A 26,127-nucleotide genomic window follows, 5' to 3' on the forward strand; every position below is an offset into this window, starting at 1 on the left:
TCACCAAACACGCGCCAGAACTCGAATACCCGTCGCTCTCCGCCGACGCAATTAAACAGCGCTTCGAAACCGACCTAAAATCCCAAGGCTTCGACCCCGAAACCACCTTCCTAAAAACCGACGACCAAACCCTCATTTCCAGAGCCGCATTTGCCAGAGCCAGGGATTAGTTTGGCGATTCATTCAACAATCGTTACAATCACTGCTCTCTCCTCCCCCAACAGAAAGCCCCCCATGCCCCTCACCTATTTCGTCCATGGCACAACGACTGATAACGAGCTTGATTTGGCGACGGGGTGGGCGCCGGGGGAGCTGTCGGATGTTGGGAAAGAACAAGCGGAGGAGTTGGGGCGGCAGGTTGGCGAGGTGCATTTTGATGTGGTGTTTTGTTCGGATTTGAAACGGGCGATTGACTCGGCGGAGCTGGCTTTTGGGGGTAGGTTTAAGATCGTTCAGGACCGCCGATTGCGGGAGGCCGACTATGGGGATTTTAAGAACAATCTGCCGCGTTACATTTCCTCCCCCTTCCCCAAGGGCGAAAGTTATGAGGATGTCGAAACCCGCATCGCCGACTTTATTGATTTCGTGAAAAACAATTACGCCGACCAATCCATCGCCATCGTCGCGCACCAAGCGCCGCAACTCGCCTTCGAAGTCCTCACCAATAATAAGACCTGGGCACAGGCCATCGAAGAAGACTGGCGGCACACAAAGTCATGGCAGCCTGGGTGGGTCTATAACATTTAAGAAGTCTCTAGCTCTCGGCCTTACCCCCACATCACATTCGCCGCGCGCATCAGCAGGATGCGATTAACCCCGTCGGAGTGGAGGAAGGCGGCGGCGTCGCGGACGAGTTTTTCAACCCCGGCTTCTTTCATGTAGCCGTGGCCACCGTGAATTTCCAGCATCCAGGTAGCGATCTTCCAGGCCGCTTGTGACGCCATCACTTTGGGCAACGAGCCATAGGTCGGGTCCCACCCCTGGTCCCGGTGATCGCCCATCCAGGCGGCGCGATGAATGTAAGACCGTGTGCCGTCGATCAGCATTTTCATCTCGGCCAATTGGGCGCGAATGCTGTCGTGTTCGATTAAAAGTTTTCCACCTTGTTTGCGCGTCTGCGCCCAGTCCAATGCCTTCTCATAGCACGCGACGGCAACGCCCAAGATGCTGGCCCCGGCGTAGATGTTGCTGGAGGGACCAAAGATCAATTTGACCGCTTGGCCCTCACCTGGCGCGCCGACAACATTTTCGTCCGGGATGAAACAATCATCGAAAAACAACTCAGAATTATTAGCCAACCGCTCGCCCATTTTGTTGTGCACCGAACCGACTGTGAAGCCGGGATGACCGCGTTCAAGCAAGAAGCAGGTCGCGCCATCGACCAACGTCTTTTCCGGGTCTGTCTGCATGAACACCATGAAGAAACGCGATCGGTTGCTGTTGGAAATGAAATGCTTCATGCCGTTGGCGACCCATCCACCATCGGTTTTTACGGCGCGAGTGTTGTATTGTTCCGGATACAGCAAAATGCTGTTCGATCCATTTTCCGGCTCCGTGCTACAGATGCTCAGGATGGCACGGGGGTCATCCTTGAACAGCGCCAGCGACCGCGCCTTTTGGTCATCGTTCAGGGCGTTCTCCATGAACTTGGCGATCTTGAGGGTCTGTGCAAATACCACTGATGTGCCGAGATCCCCGCGGCCCAATTCCTCAATCACCATCGCGGTGGTCAGCATGTCCGCATTTAGCCCACCGTATTCTTCCCCCAGGGTCATGGTGCGGAGCCCGAACCTGTCACCGGCCTCGACAATATCCCACGAAAAGGAATCTTCTGGATCCGTTTCGGCATCCAATGCAGCAGCGCGCGGTGTTACCTCTTCTTCAACGAAGCGCCGGACTGAGTCTAGTATCGCCCGCTGGTCTTCTGTTTGTATAAAAAACTCCTCCACCTTTTTTCTCCTTCGCAATACCAATTTTTATAATATCGTCCATTATCCCAGACCAATCATAGGGCGATATGTTAGGCTTGTAATGGACTTCCTTGGTTGATCGTTGGCGGCACACAAAATCATGGCAGACTGGGTAGAAGTATGACATTTAAGAAGCCGTCTATCGAAGCTTAGGAGAACCAACACTGTGGGAGTAGAAATCGAGCGCAAGTATCTGGTCGCGAATTCTCTTTGGCAAGCGCGGGTCGAGTCCAGCTTCCACATCACACAAGGCTACCTTTCCCGTGGAGAGGGAGCCTCCATTCGTATTCGCCTTATCGACGACGCGGCGGTGGTCACGATCAAGGGCGCACGCGACGGCATTCAGCGGGCGGAATACGAATACCCGATCCCGCGTGAAGACGCAGAAGAAATGCTGGCGACCCTCGCCCGCACGCCCTTGATTGAAAAAACCCGCCATCTGATTCCGCACGAAGACCACGTGTGGGAATTGGACGTATTCGAAGGTGCCAATGCTGGCTTGATCACAGCTGAAATAGAATTGAGCTCAATCGAGGAAGCCTTCAAAAAGCCAGAATGGTTGGGCAAAGATGTCTCAGACGATGTGCGCTATGGCAATTCAAACCTGGTAGGCAACCCTTTTACCGAATGGGACCGATAAAAAGAAAACAATGATCATCCGAGATATTCTTGAAACCGAATTGGAAGAGCTGATCGCGCTCTACGCCGACTACACCGCCAAGGAAAATCTACCGCCACTTTCCAAGAAACGCATTCAGAAAATCTGGCGCGAGGTCGAACGCAATCCTGGAGTCCATTATTTTGTCCTGGAAAACGAAAACAGAATCGCCGCCGCCTGCATTCTCTCTATCACGCCGTCTTTCATTCGCGGCGGCAGCGGCTACGGCGTGATTGAGCACGTCGTCACCCACCCCGATTTTCGCCGCCAAGGATTCGCCCGTGCGCTGATGATGTACACTCTGGAATTCGCCTGGGACAACGACTGCACCGAAGTCATGCTGCTGTCGGGCAATGACGCCAAGCCCGCGCACAAGATGTATCGGAACCTTGGGTTTAAGGACGATCAACGACTGGGGTTTATTATGTTTCGCCAAGGCGAGCGATAGACGGTCTTCGTTTCTAAGCTGACGTTAATCACGCATGCTGATTAAATCTGTCGATAGCCTGATGACATTGGCTGTCTGCCGAAATTAGGGGCTCTTTCAGGACTTCCGGTCTTTTGCCAAAAGTTTAGATGGCATCCGGTGATCTTCATCAATACTAAAGTGACAATTACATTGCATTCGGAATAGGCACCTCCCAAGTTAAAGGTAGTCGAAAACTTGGATCATATCTTGTCGGCAGCTTCGTCGCCTTCTAGTGGCATGGTATGAATATAACGCTCGTTAACATCTGGGATTGATAAAGGAATGTTGGCTAAGCTTCTTCCGTGGAAACTATTTGCGGCACTACTTCTTGTGGGCTTAGGAGCCATCTCGATTACGACGCTCATTCTCTACAACACGACCATCGACACTGAGATTGATAAACTCCAGGCATTATCACAAAGCCACGCAAAACTGATTGGTTCCATCACTCAATTCGACTCAAAGTTTAACAGCGAATTTCCTGAGGGCGGTTCACGGGGGGCAACCCTCCTGCAAATCTCTAACGCTCATTTTGAGAAAATCGGTTTCGGAGATACCGGCGAATTTGTCATTGGGAGAATTAAGGGCGATCAAATTCATTTCCTTATTCCCTCTCGAAATTTAGCCCGCGACATTCCCCCAGTCGGCCTGAATGCCAAGGCAGCCGAACCTATGCGCCGTGCCTTACTCGGCAGGTCCGGTGCAATGAACGCACCGGACTATCAAGGCCAAGAGGTACTTGCATGGTATGAACCGCTTCCTGGTCTCGATGCGGGATTTGTTGCGAAAATCAACACTTCTGAAATTCGTGCTCCTTTTGAAAGATCGGCGTGGATCGGGAGTTTATTGACATTCATTATATCGAGTTTGTCCTGCATCATATTCAGCGTCATCGCAACGTGGAGTTCGTCCCGAGTAGATACACTACCGATTAAGGACCGTAAGTTGGGTCACCGGACAGTTGTTGTGCTCGCATTAATTGGCTGCATCACGCTCGTTGGCGTATCGTCGGCCACAAGCGTTGTCGGGCTTCTTTATACACCCGGAATCGAAAGACATAAGAACGAACTGTTGAGCCTAAATAAGGGCATGGCTTCGTTGATCGAGTCTGTTGCTAAGTTCGATGCAATGACAAGGGGAAGCAACTCAATTTCTGCCGCCGCGAAATCGACAATTTTTCAGGTGCAGCAGTCAAGCAAAACCAAACCCGGATTTGGCGATACCGGAGAAATTGTTCTGGGAAAGCAGGATGGAATAAAAATAAGGTTTCTTCTTTCTTCCCGGTTTACAGGGATTCCCCCACCACCGGTTAGGACGCTGGGCACAAAAGCCGAACCCATGCGACGAGCCCTGTCCGGGAAATTCGGCATTATCGAAGATCTTGATTATCGCGGAAAGAAGGTAATCGCCGCATACCAGCCCGTGAAAAGCTTGGGAATTGGTATCGTTACAAAAATGGATTTTGAGGAAATTAGACGCCCCTACGTCACTACCGGTGCCATAAACGCCACATTGACGATCTTTATTGTCGTGTTGGGAATATTATTGGCTCCCAAAATCCTTGGGGATATGGGTCAATCTACCACCGGCCAATATAAAATTGAAACGACGTCCTCAGGAACCAGTGATAAGTATGGTTCCGTTCATCGATATGTACCGGCCTTTCTCATGGTTTTGGCCGGGTGCGTTTTCCTGCTTGATTACATGACACCATTGGGAATCGCGGCAGGAATTCCGTATATCGCGCTCTTGATCATTGCTGCCTTTTTTACGGGGGAAAAGGGCATTTTGGTTTTGACCCTGCTTGCCACCGTTCTGGTTTTTATCGGATGGGCCATAGCCCCCAGCGCCGGAGCAATTGTATGGAAAGTCGTAACCAATCGCCTCTATGCAGTATTCACCATCTGGTTGGCGGCGATCATACTTGTGCGGAATAAGAAAGCAGAGGAATCAACCCGTAAAAGTGAAACCCGTCTCTTTACTCTTATCGAATCCGCGCCGGATGCCACGCTGATTGTTGGAACGGACGGAGAAATTATCTTTGCTAATCAACAAGCTGAAAATTTGTTTGGATATTCGAAGTCTGAGTTTAAGGAAATACCGGTAGAAGCGCTTGTCCCAAAAGATATTAGACACCGCCATCCAGATCTCCGCGCAGATTTCTTAGGGTCAACAAATACGCGCCCAATGGGAGAAAATATGGATCTTCGTGCAGTTAACAGCTTGGGCAAAACTTTCCCCGTTGAGGTTTCACTCAGCCCCATTGAGACCGATGAAGGCAAGGTTGTCGCCGCTTCTATCCGCGATATTACCGAACGCAAGCAAGCGGAACAAAAACTGGCGGATGCTTTTAACATCATCTCCAGCAGTATTGACTACGCTTCAAATATCCAACGATCTGTGTTGCCTAGTGATACCCTGTTTACGTCGCTTCTGTCTGATCATTTCGTTTGGTGGGAACCCCGTGACGTGGTTGGCGGCGATATCTACTGGAGCCGCATGTGGGGCGATGGCTTCCTTATTATCCTCGGCGACTGTACCGGCCATGGTGTGCCGGGTGCCTTTATGACGCTGATTGCCACCGGGGCTTTGGATAAAGCCCTAACCGAAGTGCCAAATGGGAATGTAGCGGATCTTATGCAGCGGATTCACCAGATCGTACAGATAACGGTGGGGCAACATGGAGAAATTGGTGAATCCGACGATGGGCTGGAACTGGGTATATGTTATCTGGATTCTGAAATGAATGAGCTGACCTTCGTCGGTGCCCGATTTGAACTTTATTTAGTCGAAGACGGAGAGATCGCCACGATCCGGGGAACCAAGAGTGGTATTGGCTATCGTGGCATACCTCATTCCCAAAAATTTGAAGAACACAAAGTCAGTAGCCTGGCAAACAAGGTCGCATACATGACTTCGGATGGGTTGGTTGATCAAGTAGGCGGTAAAAGAAGGCGGATGTACGGAAAAAAACGGTTTAGAGAACTGTTGATAAATATTAAGGACCTCCCCATGAAAGAACAGAAGGATCGAATGGTTCAGGCGCTGATAGAATTTCAAGGTGATGAAATTCGCCGCGACGACGTATCGGTAATCGGGTTCAAGGTTTGATGTAAAAGTCTCCTCGGTGCCAAACTCGAACATCAGTGCCCGAAACCGTCCACACCATCAATATCGGAAGCCATCTTGCCCACTCCATTGTTCCGGCTTACATTCTGCGTAGAGCTTACATTCGTCCTAGACATGGGTCGAAACAGATTTTGAGATGACGCCACGCTCTAACTTAAACCCTGTACCATTTTGCGGGAATGGTGAAGTAACAGAGATGGGTAGACACGATCAAAAAACAAAGAAAGAACTGTTGGCCGAGATTGATCGGCTCGAACGGCACGCGGAAGCTTTGGAAGCGGACAGTAAAAACTCCTCTAAGAATTTTCTGAAATCCGTCTTCGACAAAGCGAACTTGGGCATTCTTATTCATCGAGATTGGAAGCCCTTGTACGCCAACCCAATGTTGGCGGAAATGTATGGTTATGGGTCGCCGAAAGAGATCATGTCTCTAGAGTCGACGAAAGTGATGATCCACCCGGAATCTGTCGAGGGCACTCACGAACGCATTCTCAAGGGGAAAGAGGCGAAGGCAGATCGCGACATCCGCGGCGTGCGAAAAGACGGGTCTGAATTTTGGGTAGAGCGGCGATTATTTTCTGTAGACTGGGATGGCGAGCCTGCGGTTTGCTCCCTGCGACTAGATATTACCGAGCGCAAGCAAACCGCCGATCAAATTCGCTCAAGCCATGAGCGGCTCCAAGCTATTCTTGATAACGCCAACCAGGGCATCCTGATTCACAGACATTACCAGCCGCTATACGCCAATCAGGCATTGGCCAACATATTTGGGTATGAGTCACCCGAAGAAATCATGGCACTTTCGTCAACCCGGGACCTACAGTCGCCTGATTTCCGCGAAACCAACCCCCGGTACTACGAAAAACGGATGCGCGGAGAAGAAGTGCCGCTCGACCTTGAACAAGTGGGGATAAAAAAGGATGGAACCAAATTCTGGACAAGTCGGCGTGGCTTTATGATTGATTGGGACGGTGAACCGGCGTTGTTTTCTACGCGCACGGATATCACCGACCAGAAAAATTCACAACAAGAATTACGCGAGAGCAAAGAAGAACTTAGCTTAATTCTTAATTCCGTTCCGATTGGAATATCCTATTTTAACACCGATGAAATATATCAATTTACAAACAACCATTCACAACAGCGAAGATTGATGTCGCCGGACAAATTGATCGGAAAACACTTACGAGACGGGATCGGGGAAGAGGCTTACAAATCAATAAAGCGGTATGTAAATCGCGTACTGGCCGGGGAAACAGTAACATTCGAGACCCTTCGTCCAGGGGCCGAAGGCAAAGAAATATCCCTCCGTATTAATTACGTTCCAAAGATTGATCCTGATTCCTCGGTCCAGGGGTTTTTTGCCCTCGTGGAAGACATCTCCGAACAAAAGAACGCCCTCGACAAAATACGGGAGAGCGAAGAACGCTACGCCTTCGCCGTATCGGGATCGCAAAACGGCCTTTGGGAATGGAACATTCAGACAGGCGCGCAGTATTTCTCACCCCGTTGGCACGAAATTTTGGGGTACGAAGTAGGAGAACTTGAACCCGATCATCATACAATTGAAAGATCATTTCATCCAGACGACAAAGACAGTGTCCTGGAAGCCATTCGGGCGCACTTGGAAGATCACATTCCTTACGATAACGAATACCGCCTGAAACGTAAGGATGGGACCTATGTATGGGTGCGTTCCAGGGCTCAGGCCGTATGGGATGAAGACGGGAACCCCATTCGCATGGCAGGTTCCGCGAACGACATCAGCCACCGTAAAAAGGTCGAACAAGACTTACTTGAGAGCGAGGCGCGACATCGGGACTTCGCAGCTGACGTTGCGCATGAATTACGCACCCCGATTTCTGCGCTTCTCCTTCAACTTGGGGACCTAGAGCGATCAGATAATGTCGAAGCCCTGAAACAAGATGTGAATTCAATGTCGCGGCTGGTGGAACAACTGCTGGCCCTTGCGCGATTGGATACACTTATCATTAGCGAAGCAGACGTTGTCGATCTTGGCGAAATATCTAAAAAAGTAGCCATGCAGCTTGGCCCCCTTGCGATCAAGGAAAATCGATCCCTGGAGGTATTAGGGGCCGACAATCCGGTCCTTATTCACGGCAATGCGGATGCACTTGAGCAAGCGGTCCGCAACCTGGTGGAAAACGCCATTAAGTATTCGTCCCGCGGAACCCTGATCACCACCAAGGTCGATGACACTAAAACAATTCAAGTGATCGACCGGGGTCAGGGTGTGCCGAAGGAATTGCGCAAAGAAATTTTCGGACGTTTCGAACGTTCTGATCGGCGCAGTGGCGGCTGTGGTCTGGGCCTGTCAATCGTCCAACGGACAATCGAAGCCCACGGCGGCACCATAGATGTCAGCGAAACCCCAGGCGGCGGAGCTACATTTAGCATTAATTTTGCGAATACGATTCACTAACTTAGAACACAGCATCAAATTCCCCACCTGTTCCCTTGTGTCAGCATCCCGACGGTAAGATGATGTCGCATCGGTAATAGGAGAGTGCCATGGGACTGACGGCGGAGCTTTGTGAGAAGATTGTTGGTACGACGGATGGGGATATTCCTGACGACGTGTTCGCCCATGCGAACCGGGTGACGCTCGACGGATTGTCGGTCGCGCTCGCCGGCACGACCCAGAAAGCACCCAAGATCCTCGCCAACCATGTGCGCGATCAGGGCAGTGTGGCGGAGGCCACCGTGATCGGGTTCGGTTTCAAGACCTCGCCTTTCTATGCCGCCTATATCAACGGCGCGTCCATGCATGTGCTTGATTACGAACCCATGTCGACGCCGCCCAATCACGCGACATCGCCGGTGCTGCCCGGCGTCTTGGCGCTGGCGGAAAAACTTGGCGCAGATGGACGGACGGCTGCGACGGCGCTTATAAAAGGTATCGAAATGGAAGGTCGGCTGCGCTATGCGGAAGGTCACCCGGGGCTTTACATTTTCCACACCCCCGGCGTCGTCGGTCCCATGGGAAGTGCGGTCGCCGCATCGCATATGCTGGGGCTTGATGCCGAACAGACAGGTCATGCCATCGGCACAGCGGCGACCCGGTCGGGGACCCTGCCCGCCAACAAGGGCACGATGACCAAATCCACCCATTGCGGCTATTCAGGTGCCAGCGGGCTTGATGCAGCCCTATTGGCCAAAGAAGGCTTCACCGCCAACAGCGACGTGCTCGATCATAAACTCGGCTGGGCGAAGGCATTTCTAAAAAGCGAAATTAGCCCCGACATATTGCTCGCCTATGGGGAGACATTCCGCATCGTCGACCCCGGCTACAACATCAAACTCTACCCTGCCAATTACGTCACCCATTGGGGAATCAATGCGGCCCTGGAGGCGCGTGAACAGATTGAGAATGTATCTGATATCGAGAGCATCACGATGATCTGTGCGAATTCAGAGCATGTCGACCGCCCCCTATCCAAGACCGGCCTCGATGCCAAGTTTAGCATTCATTATACGGTCGTGGCCGCCCTTCTTGATGGGCCGCTTGGCATCGATCATTTTCAAGACGCCGTGGTCAATCGCGACGACATTCAGGCGTTGATGAAAAAAATTACGCTGGTGCCGGACCCGTCGATCCCGGATACCACGGAAGGACGCTGGGTCGATCTGGCGGTGACCCTGAAAGACGGCACCTGCATCAAAGTCCATTGCGAGAAAGGTCTTGGTCATTCTCAGGGTCAGCCCGCAACGCCGGAACGCCACCGCATCAAAATTCACGATTGCCTGCAGCGCGTCTTTGACGATACCACCGAAGACGAATTCGTCGCCCTCGCCAGCCGCCTACATGAACTCAGCCCAACCGAGCTAAAGCGCCTGATGGAAATTTGCCGAATGGACCGTTGAATAACGTACGCCACAGGGAAGATGACGGTCTAAACTTCAAAAGGTAGTTTTCAACCAATGTGTCGCAATGATCAGTTGAGGTGACACTCAGATAGCGGGTATAAATTTGGCTTGTTGCTAGTAGTGGCTGATGGTCAAAACCAAAAAATTCTATACCTCAGATTTATTGCTGTGCTAACCTAAAAATATGAAGTGCAGAATAATTTCCCCGATAATTTTACGATTTGTGGTCCTTTCCACATTTGCCTTGAGCATTCTCGTGTCTCCGGAAAGCAAAGCTGCGGAAAGCCAAACAAAACGTGTGGTTCGTGTCGGCGTTTCAAATAATAATCCGGTTGGAATCCATGGGAATGGGGGGCCGCCGTCTGGTTTGGTAATTGATATTATAGAGGATATAGCCAAACACGAAGGGTGGCAGCTTAAATACGTCGAAACAATTTGGCCAAATTTAATGAAGCTCCTGAAAAATGGGGGGATCGATCTGTTGGGTGGGATGGCCTATACGGGAAAGAGGGCAAAGCAGTTCGATTTTTCTTCTGAAGTCGTCATTAGTAATTGGGGTGTTTTATATAAAAATAAAAGCACAATAATAGATGGAATTGTAGATGTTGCAGGTAAAAAAATTGCACTAATTCCGAAAGGCGTTCACACGGTTGCATTGAAAAGAACTGCCGACTCATTTGGACTGAAATATCAGAGTCTTCCTGCTAAGGGTTATGGTCATACTCTTGAAATGGTCAGTTCAGGAGAAGCTGATGTTGGCGTCGTGAGCCGCACATTTCATATCTCCCATGGACACAAATATACGGCACTACCGACAAACGTAATCTTAAACCCGGTAAAATTGATGTTCGCGGCGCCATTGGGAAAAGGCGGAGGATTACTTGATAGGATTGACGTTCACCTTAAACGACAAAAAAACGATCCTAAATCCGTATACAGCATGTCGACTCAGCGATGGTTTTCGGTGTCTCCACGCGAAGAAATTCCACGCTGGCTATATTGGTTGATTGGCTCTGTTATTGTTGCCGCTCTTGTGGCTTGGGTTCAAAATATTTGGCTAAAATCTCTCGTACAGAAACGAACTGCAGAATTACAATCCGCCTACGATAATACAGAAAAATCAATCCAAGAGCGCACCTTGCAATTACGAGATGAGGTAGAGGAGCGTCGACGCACCGAAGTGGCCCTGGTTGAGGCAAGGGAGAATGCCGATGTTGCCAATCAGGCAAAATCTAATTTCTTATCCCAAATGAGCCATGAATTGCGGACGCCATTGAATGCGATTCTGGGCTTTGGGCAGTTATTGTTGATGAACCCCAAAGAGGATGTTTCAAATAAACAAAAAGAATATATTGACGACATCATAATGTCGGGTGGTTTGTTGCTAGATCTAATCAACCAAGTTTTAGATTTATCCCGGATAGAGGCTGGAAAAGTGGACCTCAAAATTGAGGACGTGCCGATCGAAGAATTATTAAACGAATGCGTTATTCTGATCACGCCAACCGCGGACGAGAAATCGGTAACTGTTAATCTTGATATGGATAGTGGGATAGTCAATTCGGTTCGAACTGATTACGTTCGGCTCAAAGAAGTCATTTTAAATTTGCTATCAAACGCGGTGAAGTACAACAAACCAAAGGGAACCGTGCAAATTTCAGTGAATATCCAGGATAGAAAATTTGTACGGTTTTCTGTCGCCGATACAGGAGTAGGTTTCCGCTTGGATGATCATGAAAAGATATTTTTGCCATTTAACCGGCTCGATACAATAAAGAGGAAAGAAGAAGGAACCGGTATTGGCCTCGCAATAACGAAGAACCTCGTTACATTGATGAATGGAAAAATTGGTGTTGAAAGCGAAGTGGGCGTTGGAAGCAAATTCTGGGTGGATATCCCCGCTGCTTCACGCTGAACGCTAAATTTTTGCTGACCCTGAAACCGGCAGGTCTCCTGGGAGACGAATGTGATCTCGACCGATTGATGATATATCGGTGAGCCCCATAACGGCCATCGTACGACGGATTTCAGAGTCGAAGATTTCCAGGGCGCGGGTCGCACCGGCCTCACCTGCAGCGGCGACACCGTAGAGCGTCGAACGCCCAATAGCGACAACATCGGCTCCTAAAGCGAGGCCCTTCAACACGTCGCTCCCGCGACGCACACCTGTATCGGCGATTATCGTCATTCTATTTCCGACGGCCTCTGCGATTGCCGGCAAGGCATCCCACGCAGTAATGGCGGTGTCATTGACGTTGCCTGCATGATTGGAGACAAATATACCATCGACACCGCAATCGGCAGCCATCACCGCGTCGTCTGGATGCAGGACGCCTTTGATCAGAAGTTTTCGCGGCCATAGATCGCGAAGTCGTTTCAGATAATCCCAGTCCAGGGTGTCATTCCGATTTAAAAAACTCGTCGTTGCAGCAGAAACATAGCTTGTCGCATTGGCTTTCTGTTCGTCGGGAATATGAATGTTTGAAAATGCTGGGAGACCGCCATGAGAAAGGACATACCGTCCCCAAACACCCAACAGCCATCGCGGATGCAAGGCCGCATCGATTGCGGTGCGCATCGTAACGCGTGGCGGGAACTTCAAACCATTGCGGATATCGATCTCGCGGTTGTTGTAGACTGGCGAATCGACCGTTAGGACCAAAGCCTCGAACCCCGCATCGCGGGCCCGTTCGACAGTTACCAATGCGGCTTCGGCATCTTGCCAGACATAAAGCTGATACCACTGCGTGCCTCCGCCGTCAGCGATGACTTCTTCCATGTCCCTGTTGGAGTTGCTGGCCAACGTGAACGGAATATTCGCAGCCGCAGCTGCCCGGGCCAGTTCTGTTTCCCCCTGGTACCAAACAAACCCCGCAGGCCCGGTTGGCCCAATCAATAGGGGTAGGTCATGACGTTTGCCGAACAAGGTGATACCCGGGTCCCGAGGCGAAACGTCGCGCAAGATTCTCGGCATCAGCTTGATACGATCAAGCGCAACGCGGTTATCACGCATACCGACTTGGTCTTCACTGCCCTTGTCACAAAAATCGAACAGCGCCTTAGTCAGGCGACGACGCGCCATCTCGCGGAGGTCACTTATATTAAGTGCTTTGTGCGCTAAATTCGTCATGCTTATCCTCACCACCTATTACAAATGTGTCGCCGTCTACCACGCGTTTCGTACCAAAAATTACTCTAATCCAATTTGGTCGACCGGGCTGAAAAGATTAACACCAGCCCGACGACAAGCGCTGGCACTGAACAAACGATAAACCCAATGCGATAACTGCCCGTTGATCCAAGCATCGCAGAGTATAAGAGAGGGAGGACCAGTCCACCAAACTGGCCAAAAGAAAGGACACCGCCGGTCACCGCACCCCGCATCGAATCGGGGGATAACCGCACTATTTCTGCCAACAGTACCCCGTGCCAGGAGAACACGGTGGCGCTGACAGCGGCAGAGACAAGCGTGATTATCCAGACAGGCCAATTCTCGTCGAATAGACTGGTCAATCCAATGGTTGTCGCCATTGCCAACGCCAGCACAGCCAACATCGTGCGTGGCGAAACATAGCTACTGCTAAGCCACCCCCAGAAGATGCGGCCTGGTATCGCCACCGATGTTGCAAAGGCAAAAATTTGTCCTGCCTCGGCCAGACTGTATCCAATATGCGTCAGATAGATTACGAAATATGCTATAAAAGTTGCCTGCAATCCAACGAAGGCGAAACATGCCAGGGCCAGGCTACGGAGTTCGGGCTGGCTCAGGACCAGAGTTATCGTTCTCTTGAAATCGGAAAGGTGAAATTTTCGAGTTGTGTCTCTATCGCTGTCAAATTTCCAGCGTACTGGCTGTAACATGACGGCGAAAACAATACAGGCTGCCGCGATAATCAGAAAGGCGTTACGCCAGCCAAAATTCTCAGAAAGGAATGGTCCGAGCAGCCCGGCGATGAGCAACCCTACAGGAACCGCTGTCTGTTTGATTGAAAAAATAAGCGGTGCCCATTTTAGTGGCGAGTATCGGCCGAGAAGATGTGAACTTGCAGGAGTGGATGCTCCTCCGCCGCCAATGGTCATAGCCGACAAAACAAGAATCGGTATTAGCCCAGGTGGCACAAGCAGGAGGCCAAGCCCCCCCATTACCAGCGAGATTTGACTTATTCGAAGTGCGCCGTAGCGAACAATGAAGCTACCGCACCCAACCTGAACGACCAGTGCTGACATAGCCATCAGGCTCACATAAACACCAAGCCAAATCGGATCGACATTCAAATCGATAAGGATTACTGGTGCCAGCACAGCCAGTAAAACTTTGCTTAGCGTGATAAAAGTTTGTTGTACAAACATCGACCCGAGGGCCAACAAAAGCCACTTCATTCCTCATTCGCCCTAGCAATATTCATGGTGTTTTCGTCGTTCCAGTTGATATCAACGGCCCAATGACCTGTCGAGCGTAATCGGGAATATTAACGTTGGGCAAGGCGGCTGTTGGTGCCCGAGATCTAATGCCTAGCAAAATTTGCGGCCCAACTCGACCTTATCGGGTCATTTCCAGAATGAAATATCACACCTAAATTTAGGCCGCTTTACCCGCAAAGAGCCGACGTTTTCCGGTGAACGTTACAACCGCCGCGAATAGCCAGGAGGAGGCATTTTTCCACATCAAATTATGACACCCAAAAGCCTACTTGGATCCCAACCCGAATACCTTGAGGCCTGTCGAGGTATTCGGGTCCTGGGCACTGCATTAAGATTCTTCGGGGGCAATTTCCATCTTCGTAAATCCGAAGCAAATCACCGCCATGAAGACGTAACTCAGCGCAATCATCGGCGATACGGCCATGCCGACCGCCGGTCCATGGATAAAGCCGAAGAAAGCTAGTACTGCGCCGATAACACAGAAAATACCCGCATTGTTCGGCTTCCGGTCGATCAGCATGACGACGATCCCAGCGAAGATCAGGCCGGTAATAATCGCCCCACCGCCAAGGGACTCCAGCCCTTTATAGAGCACGCCGTTCTGCGCCAGTTTGCCGAACCCGACCGCACCCGCGTTGGTTCCCGCCGCGCCAAGCGCGCCGTCGATCAGAACCTTTCCCCACGCCGCTAGATGGGGCACGAAGGCGAAGATGATCGCGGGTGCATGCTTGGCCGGTGTCGCCTGAAACGCCTGGGCCCCGATCAACGCACCGATATAAAGAAGGATCGGTATGATCGCGACAACCGGAATGACATCAAGAAGCAATGAGACGATGCTCAACCATGTTAGGACCAAGACCATCGTGCCGGTGGCCAGCGAATAGCCGATCCGCCCGCCAATGGATTTCCATCCGGGATGGCCGATATAAACGGCATTTGCAAACGGGCTGCCGAACAGTGTCCCGACGAGACTGATGCCGCCCTCGGCCATCAGGGTTTCCTTGACGCTGTATTCATCGCCCGCCGCAGACGCGCTTTCGACGTTATCCATAGCCTCAATGAAGTCATAAACGCCGAACGGGATGGCGGTCACGATGATGAAAGCCAGGAACTCAAACCCTGAGAACACATGCCCCACCGCGGGCAAAGGAATGGAGAACCCAATGTTGCCGAACGAGTTCTGCACCGCCGCCGGGTTCATGCCGCCGAAGCCCCAACCGAAAGCATAACTGAGCCAGGCGAGAAGCGTGCCGACGGCAATTGCGACAAGGCCGCCGGGCGCGTTGCCGGGGAACCGCACACCGCCGTACCAGGCTCCCAGAATGATAACCATCGATACCATTCCGATGATCGGGGTCTCGAAAATCTCCATCGCCGGTCGGAGCGAGATGAAAGTAATTGAAATACCGGCCAACGTTCCAAGCAAAGCCGCGCGCGGTGTCAGTTTGCGGATGGTCGGTGCGATAAAGGCCCCTGCAAACAGCACGATGCCCTCGACAAAGACCCAGGCCAATCCGGCTTCCCAGCCCTTGATCGGGTCTTTGGTTTGGATCGTGATGGGCAGCATAATGACAAAAACGACGATGAACATGTGCGGCACGCTAGGGCCCGACGGCAGCGCCGTGACGTCGTCCCGTCCGGTTTCATTGGCAAGCCTTTTAGCCATCCAGGCGTAATACATGTTCCCCAAAAACAGCATCAGGCCGACGGCTGGTAAGATATGACCGAATAGAACGGCATCGGGTATTTTGATCACAAATTTCAAAAGTCCCGTCAGAACCAGTAGGTTCACGAGAACGTTGGTGCCGAGCCCAAAGAACGCATTCAGGTCTCCCGCCACCCACAAAGGTGTTTTGCTGCTCATAATGACTTTCCCCTTAGATTAATAGCCCTACATAAACTTCGATTTTCTCGAATTGTTAGACGCCAAGCGCCGCGATCACATTCTCCGAACCTGTAACCCATCCGAATATTCCCCCCTGCGCCTTGATCATTTCAATGCCGATGCGCTGGAACTCCGGAAAATACGATCCCACGCAGTCCTCCAACACGACGCATTCGTAGCCACGGTCGTTTGCTTCGCGGACCGTCGTGTGGACACAGACTTCCGTCGTGACGCCACAGACGATAAGCGTTCGAATTCCTTTGTTCTTGAGGACCGACTCCAAATCGGTTTCATAAAACGCACCCTTGCCCGGCTTGTCGATAACCGGTTCTCCGTCGACGGGGGCAAGTTCGGGAACAATGTCGTGGCCCGGTTCGCCGCGAATAAGAATGCGTCCCATTGGGCCGTCATCGCCGATGCCGGTTTCAAGATTCCCCCGCGCTAGCTTAGAAGGCGGTGCGTCGGTTAAGTCCGCACGGTGGCCTTCGCGGGTGTGAACGATCAAAAGTCCCGCGCGCCGGGCAGCGTCCAGGACCGCCTTGCAGGGCTCGATGGTTCGCCTCAGCAGCGACACGTCATTGCCCAGCAATTCCCCAAATCCGCCCGGTTCTAGAAAATCCCGTTGCATGTCGATGAATAGCGCCGCCGTGTGCGCCGTCTCAAATGTCAATGGGTACGGGGCTGCCGCGATCACCTGCGTCGAATTCATTTTAGAAATAAAGCCCCCGGTAAATGTCCTGACGACCATACCATGGTCGGCGAGTGGGCCAACAGAATTAATTCGCTATCAGGGGATTTGCCAACAGCTGCTGATAGCCGAAACCGGACGTTTCGTCAGTCAATTTTTGTAAGTCCAAAATCATCTAGAATTGAGTAAATCGCTGGCACCAGGAACAGAACCAATATCGTCGTTGCCATCAGACCGAAGGCTAAACTTGTGACCAGGGGAATCAAAATCTGTGCTTGTAAGCTGGTTTCTGATAACAGGGGTAAGAGCCCAACAATTGTTGTGAGTGAGGTCAATAGGATGGCCCTAAATCGGGCTCTGCTGGCAAGTGGCGCTGCTTCCGCAACCGATTGGGTGTCGCCGTGATAGTGCTTTATAAAATTAACAAGCAGGATGGAATCGTTTACCACGACGCCCGCCAGTGCAACCAGACCAAGCATGCTGGGCATGGTAAAATCTAGCCCCAGTAATATATGGCCGACGACGGCACCAATAAGGGCAAAGGGAATGATGATCATCACGATCAGCGGTTCTACATAGCTTCGAAATTGAAAACTCAACAACAAATAGACACCGATCAAACCCAGAATAAATCCGCTCATCATCGAACGTTGCGTGGTTCGACCTTCCTTATTCTGACCCTGTAGGGTTACCGAAACACCGGGGTAACGCTTTGCCAATTTTGGAAAGAACCTTTTGCGCGTATCTTTTAGAATTTCGTTGGCATTGGCGATGGTCACATCAACGTCACCCTGTACGGTAACTGTACGTTGACCGTTTACCCGGTTAATGCGTGAATAGCCGCGACCGGTTTTAATATCAGCGATTGCGATCAATGGGATCAAGCTGCCATCTGTTTGAGAAATCGTAAATCTGTCAATATCGGATAGGCTGTCTTTGTTTCGCGAATCAATTCTAACGTCAATTTCATAAGATTCTGAGCCGCGCTGAATTTCACTTACCGTTGTGCCAAAGAAGGCGGCACGAAGTTGATCGGCAATCTGTCGGGCATCAACGCCCAAAGTCGAAGCGCCATCTTTGAGGCTTACCCTTAATTCAGGTTTTCCCGGTCGAAGATCATCCGTTAGATTAGACGTGCCAGGGTATCCATTGAGCCAATCGGTAAGCTCTATGGCTGCCGCCTTGAGGGAGTCCAGATCGCGACCTGTGAGGCGGATGTCAAAGGCAAGGCCCGCTGGCCCAACCTGAGATTCCGTAAATTTCACCGAAATGACATCGGCTATTTCACCTGTCTCATGACGCCACATGGCGATGACATCATCAATGCGGCTGGTCCGCCTTTCCGACTCAAGTAAGTCTACAGATATCGTCGCAACATGAGGGCCCGTTTCATTCGCACTTGAATTTTCATTGAATTTCGCAACCACTTGCTCGACCAATGACTGACCGCCGGGCTGTTCCGGGGACAATTTTTTATTAACCCGCCCAAGAGCCGATTTAAGGTGCTCGACAACCTGTTCTGTGCGTTTCAAGGGCGTTCCCTGTGGCAACAAAACTCGAGCTTCCATGACGTTGCCATCAAGTTCTGGAAAGGCGGAAAACTTTAGCAACCCGCCAGCTATTGTGCTGAAGACTAAAAGCATGAGGCAAACCGCGATCCCGGCCGTCAAATAGCGCCATTTAACCGCAGTGATGGCGAGCGGACCAACCACGTGGTCGCGCAACCAATCTACACCACGATCAACGGCCTGTTGGATGGGCGGCGGATCGTAGGGGATTTTGGCAAGCGCATGGGCCAAATGATGTGGCAGTACCAAGAAGGCCTCAATCAATGAAATAATAAGGACAAATAGCATGACGACCGGCACAACACGGAGAATCTGCCCGATATCGCCTTTCAAAAATGCCAAAGAGCCGAAGATACAGGTCGTCGTCGCAAAGGATGCAAAGACACTGGGTAAGACCTGTTGTGCGCCCTCAAATGCGGCTTCAAGGGGCGGCCTTCCCTGGTGGCGCTTCGTGGCAATATTTTCTGCAATGACGATGGCATCATCCATCAACAGCCCAATGACGATCAACAGTCCGACCATCGTCAACATGTTGATCGTGTAACCCGCAGCAACCATCAAAACTGCAGCGCCTAAAAATGAGACCGGCAAGCCCGCGGCTACCCAGAAGGCATATCGAAATCCAAAAAATAACCAGAGCACCAATAATACTAAAGCGAGGCCTTGGCCTCCATTGCGCAAGAGTAATTGCAGCCGATCGCGGACGATCGAGGAAATATCACTGGTAACCGAAATTCCAATTCCCGGTGGGGAGGTTTGGCGTTCAATTTCGATGAAGGCATTGATCGCATCAATAACGTCAAGCGTATCTTGTGTCTCGGTCTTGGTAATATCCAAAATGGCCGCTGGTTTGCCATTGAACTCAATTTTTGCTTCATCGAGATCAAACCGGTCGGTGATTGTTGCAATGTCACCGAGTCGAATTTGCCCGCCACCGGTGCCCGCGACAACGACCACATCGCGAAAGTCGTCCGGGGTCTTACGCTCATCAGCAAATCGGATCAGGACTTCTTGGTCCGCTGCTTGGATGCTGCCCGATGGCAGATCAAGGCTCTGGCGTTGAATCGCGAGCGCAACGTCGGAAATACTAATTCCATATTGTCTGATGGTTGCGTCGGGAAGTTGGATGCGGACCTGATGGTCGGAAAACCCCTTGATCTCGATCTTGGGAATGCCCCCAAAGCGCAACATCCGATCTTTCACTTCTTCCACATAAGCCTTGAGATCAGGCTTGCTCGCAACGCCTGTGACAGCGACCGAGGCCACAAAATCAGTTCGGCCCAGTTGTTTGACAACCGCGTCTTCGGCTTGATCCGGGAATTCCGTTATCGCATCAATTTCTGTCCGTATATCTGCTGTAAATCGGTCTAGGTTTGCGCCCTCCACCATTTCGACAACAGCACGCGCGAGACCTTCGCGTGCCTCACACGTCATCTCGTCAACGTTGTCGATACCATCGACGGCGTCCTCGATGCGTTGACATATGGATTCCTCAACATCTTCCGCTCTAGCGCCGGGGTTGAGCACCTGAATTTCAACTTTATTTGGTTGAACCCGAGGAAAGGTTTCGCGTTGCAGAAATTGGACCGCAAACAGTCCCGCAACGATGAATGCAATCATGACCAAGTTGGCAGCAGTCCGATGATCTAAAAAGTATCGGATCATCGGTGTTGCGTTCCGTTTGCTGCCTCAAGCTCGAGTCTACTTTGCAATGGACCGTCAGGATGCGGAAGCAACAGCATGTCGGCGACGGCAGGAATCAAATCTGAAACGACGATTCTTTCACCAATTGCAACCCCTTCGTCAATAACCGCCAGATCACCTTGAACCAATCCAACCTTAACCGGTCGAATATCAAGTCGATTATCGCTCTTGAGAACATAGAGTTTTCCGTCGTGAATGGCTGCACGGGGCACAACAATTCGGTTTTCCTTTGCGCCCGTTCGAATGTCGATTTCCACAAACATACCTTTGGAAAGCGGCGGACGCAGGCCGGGTGCCGCTTTGGCATATGCACCGTCAACGGCAACAATGACGCCAATCGTGCGGGTTTTTGGATCAATCGTGTCGCTTATGCGGGCAAATCGAGCCGGCCACTCGACAATGTCATTTCCAGCACGCAAGCGAACGGTCGCATCAAAACCTATGTTTTGAATGATCTTCGACAAAGATGTTGCCGTAATGCCTGTTGGAGTCATGCCCGCGGTGCTCGCATGAACCATTGCACGGAATTGAGAAATTGGAATTTGGGCTTCTACTTCAGCAACATCCAGGCTGTCTGCCGTGACCAAAGTGCTACCAGACTGGGCATATTGTTGCGCCTCAACGGTGACCTCACCGATCCTTGCATCGAACGGCAGTTTTATGCGCGTGCGTGCGAGATCAAGCTTCGCTGATTCCAGTTGCGCCTTATAGACGGCAATCTGTTCGTGCTGTACCGCCCGCTGTGTCGGCAGCAGACGAAGCGCATTCTCAAGGTCTTGAACTTTCTTACGTTGGGCGAGGCTTTCGCGTTGTTCTAACTCAAACGCGGACCGTGCGACGGTTCCGCGTTTAAATAAATCCTCTTTGCGCTTGCGTTCAATTTCACGCAACGCCAATCCCCGCTTTTCAATTTCCGCCAAATCGGCTGTATTAATTTCAGTTATTTTAATTTCGGCCAGCTTTGCTTGGGCTGAGCGAATATTTGCCTTTGCCTGGGTTAGTGCCAATTCGAAGTCGGCAGGAGAAATTCGGACAATTTCAGTGTCTGCGGAAAGAATGGAGCCTTTCTTGAGGCCCGGGTGCACATAGATGACCTCACCAGAAACTTGCGCAATAGCGCTCCATACGGTGCCCGGATAGACGCTGCCAAATCCAGTAACGTGCGGCACTAGTCTAACAGAGTTGGCGCTAATGACCCTAACAGCGCGGGCGCGCTCTTCTGGTGGTTTTCGATCTGGCGCTCGGTTGCCGCTCGCGACGTAAAATAATACAGCGATGCCGATTAATACTGGTGGAATAAAAAGCAGTTTTTTAATCAAAGCCCTTCCCCTATGACCGGCAATTAACGCAAAGACGGCGACGCCCCAAACCGAATTGTATTCTATGTTAGGGACACTTCAATCACCAGGAGTGATGTCGATGGCATGGATCGCAGCACATTAGAAAAAGTAATCCGACGCCAAACCTCCACCTTAACCAATGAGACCATTGCTGTCTCAGCCAACAGCGGAAATTGAAATTCCTTTGAGTGGGCGCGGACCATGAGCAGCCAATCAATGTGGTCAGGTCTTTATTACTAACCTGGAGGATCGGATTATTCAGTACGCGAATTAACCAAAATTATCACTGATAACTCAGGTCATATGAAAACCACACGGCTCTAACCTAGGCGCAGACGCATGGGTGCGGAGCCAAGGATGTAAACTCCAGAAGAAATTCTCAGGAGAAATCGGAAACAATAGCTAATTTTAAGCGCACGGTATTGATGCAAGTCATGGCGAATTCTATTTAGGTTCCTTAAAATTAGGCCCTAAGTTGTTTGATCCGGGTTTTAATTTCGGGCGGTGATGGAGAAAATAACCAAGCGTAGAAATCGATTGTGATACCCCCCTCATATTTGTCGACGGGCCCTTACTCCAAGCTCTTTTAAGCGTCTGTCATCGATGGTTCGCGGAATGTCTCCATTTCCGAACGACGTCGTTCTAAGGCTCTAACGTTGCTCGATTATTAGAGGAGAAGATAATGCAGGTTGATCGCACTTCAAACCGGTGGCTCGTAGTGCTTGGGTCGCTGCTCATTCAACTCAGCCTGGGGGCTATCTATGCTTGGTCGGTATTTACCCCGGCCCTAAGGGCTGCTGGCTGGAGCAAGGTCGACACACAGATAGTTTTTGCGGTTGGCCTGGTCACATTTGCATTGACCATGGTTTTTTCCGGTAGAGCTATTTCAAAATTGGGTCCTCGTAAACTTGTGGTAATAGGGGGCCTGATGCTTGGCGCTGGCTATGCCTTGACGGGTTTCTTTGGTGGGACCGAGTTTTGGGCTGTATGCCTGGGTGTCGGCCTGGTCGGCGGTGCTGGTATTGGTATGGGTTACGTCGTGCCAATTGCTGTCGGTATGCGGTGGTTTCCTGACAAAAAAGGCATGATCACCGGCCTGGCAGTTGCCGGATTTGGTTTCGGTGCCATGGGTTGGGTCAAGATGGCCGGGTCCTGGGGGCATCTTATTGAACTCTACGGATTGTCGACCACTTTTCTCATCTATGGCGGCATCTTCTCCGTTTTGATTCTTGTTGGCAGCCTTTGGATGACCATGCCACCCAAAGACTGGAAGCCCGAAGGATTCGTCGCCACAACCCCTGCGGCGATTAAGGGGCAGCAAAATTTTACCGTGCAGGAAATGCTGCGCACGCCCCAATTCTTTTTGCTGTTTCTCACATTTGCGGTGAGTGCCGGGGCCGGGCTAATGTCAATTGGCTTGATGAAACTCTACCCCATGGAAGCCCTGCAGGCAGCCGGCTATGGTCCTGTCGAGGCGAGTGCGATCGCTGGAACCGCCATGGCCGTATTCTTCAGTCTGGCCAATGGTGTGGGACGTATCGCGTGGGGAACCCTTAGCGACAAAATTGGGCGGCGGCGCTCTGTGGTGGTCATGACCTCAACCCAAGCTATTTTCCTGTTTGGCTTTACCGGTATGGCGGGCAATGAATACCTTCTGTATCTGGGTGCCATGCTGATAGGGTTTAATTTTGGCGGCAACTTTGCCCTGTTTCCAACACTCACCGCTGACATTTTCGGCAACGATAGGGTTGGTCAAAACTACCCGTTTATCTTCTTGTCCTACGGCGTTGGCGGCATTGCCGGACCGTTGCTAGGGGGCATGCTAGGCGATATGGGGAATTTTCCGTTGGCGTTTTCAATTTGCGGAATTGCCTGCCTTGTCGGCGCTGCATGTACTTTACTGATCCATCATCCAGACCATGACGAGGCAATACGCCCGGCGAGCGTCCACGGTTTCCTACATCAGATGCATCTCGACCATTTGGAAAATGTAATAGAGTACGCTCAGCATCCGGACCACTTCAAACGGGTTATGGCAAATCAGGAGGGCAAGGATCGTGACGTGGCTTAGTTCACAGAAGTAAAAAGTGAAATAGGACTTTCGACGATGACAACTGTAATCTTACCTAAACATTAGATTGTCCCAGATGTCAGGAACGGTTCATTTGCAGGCGAAAATACCAACCCTTACTAACGTCCGATATCCGTAGAAAAGCAGTTAAATTTGGAAGGTGGCTGGGATTTCTCTTTTTAGGCAGAAACAAACGTGTTGATGCAGGTGGGTCTGAGTCGCCCCTTGCATCACACGCAGACAATAATGGTTGGAATAATCATAAATAAATGACCTGCATCAAAGACTCTGCCAACACGTTTTTATTAAACTAATTCAAAGCTTCCAGACCAATCCATGACCACCTAAATGTACGACGGCTAGGGGTAAATAAAATGCCACAACGCTATCCTGAATTAGCAAATGATCTGAGCGAATCTATCTCACGATTGAGAACGGGAATCCCTGACACAATGAAAGGGTTTTCTATGATGGCCTCAGCAGCAACAGTCGACGGTGCGCTTGATCCCAAGACGAAAGAATTGATCGCGATAGCAATTGGCGTCGCAGTACGTTGCGATGGATGTATCGCTTTCCATTCAAAAGCAGCAGAAAAAAATGGTGCCAGCCGAGAAGAATTTTTGGATACATTGGGTATGGCCGTCTACATGGGAGGCGGGCCATCAATGGTTTATGCGGCGCAAGCACTCGATGCATATGATCAGTTCGCGGAATTAAGTAAAAAACGCACTAAATGAGCACAATATTTGCTCAGGATCACCAGCAGACCAAATTACGGGCCTCGAATGACTTCCGCCCCCCCTTGCGACCTCAACCGATCGGCGCAACACATGCGTTAAATCTCTCTGCTGGCGTTGAGGAATAGTAAGAACACCCCCCTACGCCCACCCGCTTGTTTGGGTGCCGTTCGTGGTGGTGGGAGAAGGTGGATTCGCGCAGCGTTGATGTCCAAGTTGGGCTAGGTTCGGAAGTTTTAAGCAATCGCCGACTTGGTCCGCTCTGCTTCTTAAAAGCGGGAATCAAATATGGAAATTCGAAATTGATGATAAATATGTTCGCTTTGCCCTAACATAGCTGACATAATTTTAGTTGTCGCTAACAACTACTGATTACGCATCATCTGAAAAGAAACGAGATAAGCGTGTTCTTACAATTGCCTAAAAATAGATTTTATGTACAATTTTAAAGATAAAATTGTTTCAAAAATAAACTGGATCAACAGTGCCGCAGTCGAATAATCATGAAGCCAAGTCTCTCATATTTGTTGTCGGGGGGTCTCCGACTCAAAGAGGGGAAATCGCCCAGAATTTAAAGTCCTTCTATATGTTCAAATTATTTGATGATCGGTCGCAGATTTTGGATGCCTTATCGTCAACAACGCCAACCGCCTTGGTTGTTGACGAAGCTTTGCCGCCAAAGGGGGGGGCAAGTTTTATCGCCGAAGTACGTAATATCGAGAAGTCGAAAATTCTACCAATTGTTTTCACAGCTAATTCCGAACATTCTGAGATTGTGGCCGAAGCGACGTCATATGATAACGTGTTCTAGGTCGAAAGACCTTTCAAACGAAGCACCTTTGTTACGGCGCTCTCGAGTAGCGTAAATTCCAGGACGGAAGCTAAATGGGAAGATATTGAACCGACCCAAAAAGCCGCTCTCAAAAATACATTAAGCTCGTTCAACTCGATTGCTGATTTAATTCAGGAAGGCGAACCAATCCCTTATGATGACGTTCGAGACAGCTGCTCTCCACTTATAGAAGCCGTTCAGAACAATAACTTTAAAGACATCCTTTCGGGTGTTTCCGAGCACGATAACTACACCTATGTCCATTCAATGCGGGTCGCGACATTCTTAAGTCTATTCGGAAACACACTTGGTATTAAGGGGGATGACTTGATGACATTGTCGACGGGTGGCTTGCTCCATGATGTCGGAAAAATGCACATCCCCCACGAAGTTTTAAACAAACCTGGCAAGCTCTCCGATGAAGAATTTGTAATTATGAAGTCGCACGTAAACTGTTCGGTGGAATTTTTGAATCAAACCTCCGACTTACCCAAGGGGGTTACTATTGTCGCCGGGCAACATCATGAGAAGCTTGATGGTACGGGCTATCCGCATGGAATCGAAGGCGGTAAACTAAATGAACTCGCTCGAATGGCATCAATCATTGATATATTCAGTGCGATCACGGACCGCCGTGTCTACTGTCCGTCGTCATATAAATTGGAACAATCACCGGCCTGATCTAAAGGAGGATCTGGCTCATCTGGTTCAAGATATTAAGCGGCGTATTTGCGGTATTGCAAGCGCCGGTGTTCCATTGTTTTCA

19 protein-coding genes are annotated in these 26,127 nt (G+C 50.6%); 12 read left to right on the forward strand and 7 right to left on the reverse strand.

Annotated features, from left to right (window positions below):
- Together HOM51_17220 and HOM51_17225 are read left to right on the forward strand one after the other, a co-directional pair.
- Positions 1–170: hypothetical protein (locus tag HOM51_17220; GenBank protein ID MBT5036258.1), on the forward strand; the 170-nt coding region annotated here is incomplete at its 5' end.
- Between the two features lie 64 nt (positions 171–234).
- Positions 235–747: a histidine phosphatase family protein gene (locus HOM51_17225; GenBank protein ID MBT5036259.1), complete on the forward strand. Its 513-nt coding sequence runs from the start codon at positions 235–237 to the stop codon at positions 745–747.
- Between the two features lie 20 nt (positions 748–767).
- Here HOM51_17225 and HOM51_17230 read toward each other — a convergent pair whose 3' ends face one another.
- Positions 768–1,949, reverse strand: a complete 1,182-nt coding sequence (locus HOM51_17230) for an acyl-CoA/acyl-ACP dehydrogenase (protein MBT5036260.1) — start codon at positions 1,947–1,949, stop codon at positions 768–770.
- Between the two features lie 187 nt (positions 1,950–2,136).
- Here HOM51_17230 and HOM51_17235 point away from each other — a divergent pair, with 187 nt between their 5' ends.
- The 6 genes from HOM51_17235 to HOM51_17260 all read left to right on the forward strand — a co-directional run bounded on the left by HOM51_17235 (position 2,137) and on the right by HOM51_17260 (position 12,029).
- Positions 2,137–2,610: a CYTH domain-containing protein gene (locus HOM51_17235; GenBank protein MBT5036261.1), complete on the forward strand. Its 474-nt coding sequence runs from the start codon at positions 2,137–2,139 to the stop codon at positions 2,608–2,610.
- 10 nt (positions 2,611–2,620) lie between these two features.
- A complete protein-coding gene (locus tag HOM51_17240) occupies positions 2,621–3,076 on the forward strand; it encodes a GNAT family N-acetyltransferase (GenBank protein ID MBT5036262.1) in 456 nt (151 codons plus the stop codon).
- A gap of 303 nt (positions 3,077–3,379) precedes the next feature.
- Complete coding sequence (locus tag HOM51_17245; protein ID MBT5036263.1) at positions 3,380–6,208, forward strand: PAS domain S-box protein; 2,829 nt, start codon at positions 3,380–3,382, stop codon at positions 6,206–6,208.
- 214 nt (positions 6,209–6,422) lie between these two features.
- The gene (locus HOM51_17250; protein ID MBT5036264.1) at positions 6,423–8,669 is read left to right on the forward strand and encodes a PAS domain S-box protein; all 2,247 of its coding nucleotides are present in this window, start codon (positions 6,423–6,425) and stop codon (positions 8,667–8,669) included.
- 89 nt (positions 8,670–8,758) lie between these two features.
- Positions 8,759–10,111 carry an MmgE/PrpD family protein gene (locus HOM51_17255; protein ID MBT5036265.1) on the forward strand — a complete coding sequence of 451 codons (1,353 nt, stop codon included), beginning with the start codon at positions 8,759–8,761 and terminating at the stop codon, positions 10,109–10,111.
- Between the two features lie 259 nt (positions 10,112–10,370).
- On the forward strand, positions 10,371–12,029 hold the full coding sequence (locus HOM51_17260) for a transporter substrate-binding domain-containing protein (GenBank protein MBT5036266.1): 1,659 nt from the start codon (positions 10,371–10,373) through the stop codon (positions 12,027–12,029).
- Positions 12,030–12,032: 3 nt separating this feature from the next.
- Here the strand turns inward: HOM51_17260 and HOM51_17265 are convergent, their stop codons facing one another.
- The 6 genes from HOM51_17265 to HOM51_17290 form a co-directional block, all read right to left on the reverse strand.
- Complete coding sequence (locus HOM51_17265; GenBank protein MBT5036267.1) at positions 12,033–13,244, reverse strand: alpha-hydroxy-acid oxidizing protein; 1,212 nt, start codon at positions 13,242–13,244, stop codon at positions 12,033–12,035.
- A gap of 65 nt (positions 13,245–13,309) precedes the next feature.
- The gene (locus tag HOM51_17270) at positions 13,310–14,494 is read right to left on the reverse strand and encodes an MFS transporter (protein MBT5036268.1); all 1,185 of its coding nucleotides are present in this window, start codon (positions 14,492–14,494) and stop codon (positions 13,310–13,312) included.
- A 370-nt stretch (positions 14,495–14,864) separates the two neighbouring features.
- A complete protein-coding gene (locus HOM51_17275) occupies positions 14,865–16,400 on the reverse strand; it encodes a regulator (GenBank protein ID MBT5036269.1) in 1,536 nt (511 codons plus the stop codon).
- A gap of 55 nt (positions 16,401–16,455) precedes the next feature.
- On the reverse strand, positions 16,456–17,130 hold the full coding sequence (locus HOM51_17280) for a cysteine hydrolase (GenBank protein MBT5036270.1): 675 nt from the start codon (positions 17,128–17,130) through the stop codon (positions 16,456–16,458).
- A gap of 125 nt (positions 17,131–17,255) precedes the next feature.
- Entirely contained in the window at positions 17,256–20,342 is a 3,087-nt protein-coding gene (locus tag HOM51_17285) for an efflux RND transporter permease subunit (protein ID MBT5036271.1), read from the reverse strand.
- Positions 20,339–21,700 carry an efflux RND transporter periplasmic adaptor subunit gene (locus HOM51_17290; GenBank protein MBT5036272.1) on the reverse strand — a complete coding sequence of 454 codons (1,362 nt, stop codon included), beginning with the start codon at positions 21,698–21,700 and terminating at the stop codon, positions 20,339–20,341. The genes HOM51_17285 and HOM51_17290 overlap by 4 nt, the downstream gene beginning before the upstream one ends.
- 703 nt (positions 21,701–22,403) lie before the next feature.
- Here HOM51_17290 and HOM51_17295 point away from each other — a divergent pair.
- From HOM51_17295 to HOM51_17310, 4 genes are all read left to right on the forward strand, one after another.
- The gene (locus HOM51_17295) at positions 22,404–23,792 is read left to right on the forward strand and encodes an OFA family MFS transporter (protein MBT5036273.1); all 1,389 of its coding nucleotides are present in this window, start codon (positions 22,404–22,406) and stop codon (positions 23,790–23,792) included.
- Between the two features lie 374 nt (positions 23,793–24,166).
- Positions 24,167–24,529, forward strand: coding sequence for a carboxymuconolactone decarboxylase family protein (locus tag HOM51_17300; protein ID MBT5036274.1), 363 nt, complete (start codon positions 24,167–24,169; stop codon positions 24,527–24,529).
- A gap of 484 nt (positions 24,530–25,013) precedes the next feature.
- The gene (locus tag HOM51_17305) at positions 25,014–25,340 is read left to right on the forward strand and encodes a hypothetical protein (GenBank protein ID MBT5036275.1); all 327 of its coding nucleotides are present in this window, start codon (positions 25,014–25,016) and stop codon (positions 25,338–25,340) included.
- Positions 25,341–25,628: 288 nt separating this feature from the next.
- The gene (locus HOM51_17310) at positions 25,629–26,042 is read left to right on the forward strand and encodes an HD domain-containing protein (protein ID MBT5036276.1); all 414 of its coding nucleotides are present in this window, start codon (positions 25,629–25,631) and stop codon (positions 26,040–26,042) included.
- The last annotated feature ends 85 nt before the right edge of the window (positions 26,043–26,127 follow it).

It is taken from the genome of Rhodospirillaceae bacterium (assembly GCA_018660465.1).
Classification (GTDB): Bacteria; Pseudomonadota; Alphaproteobacteria; order Rhodospirillales; family JABJKH01; genus JABJKH01.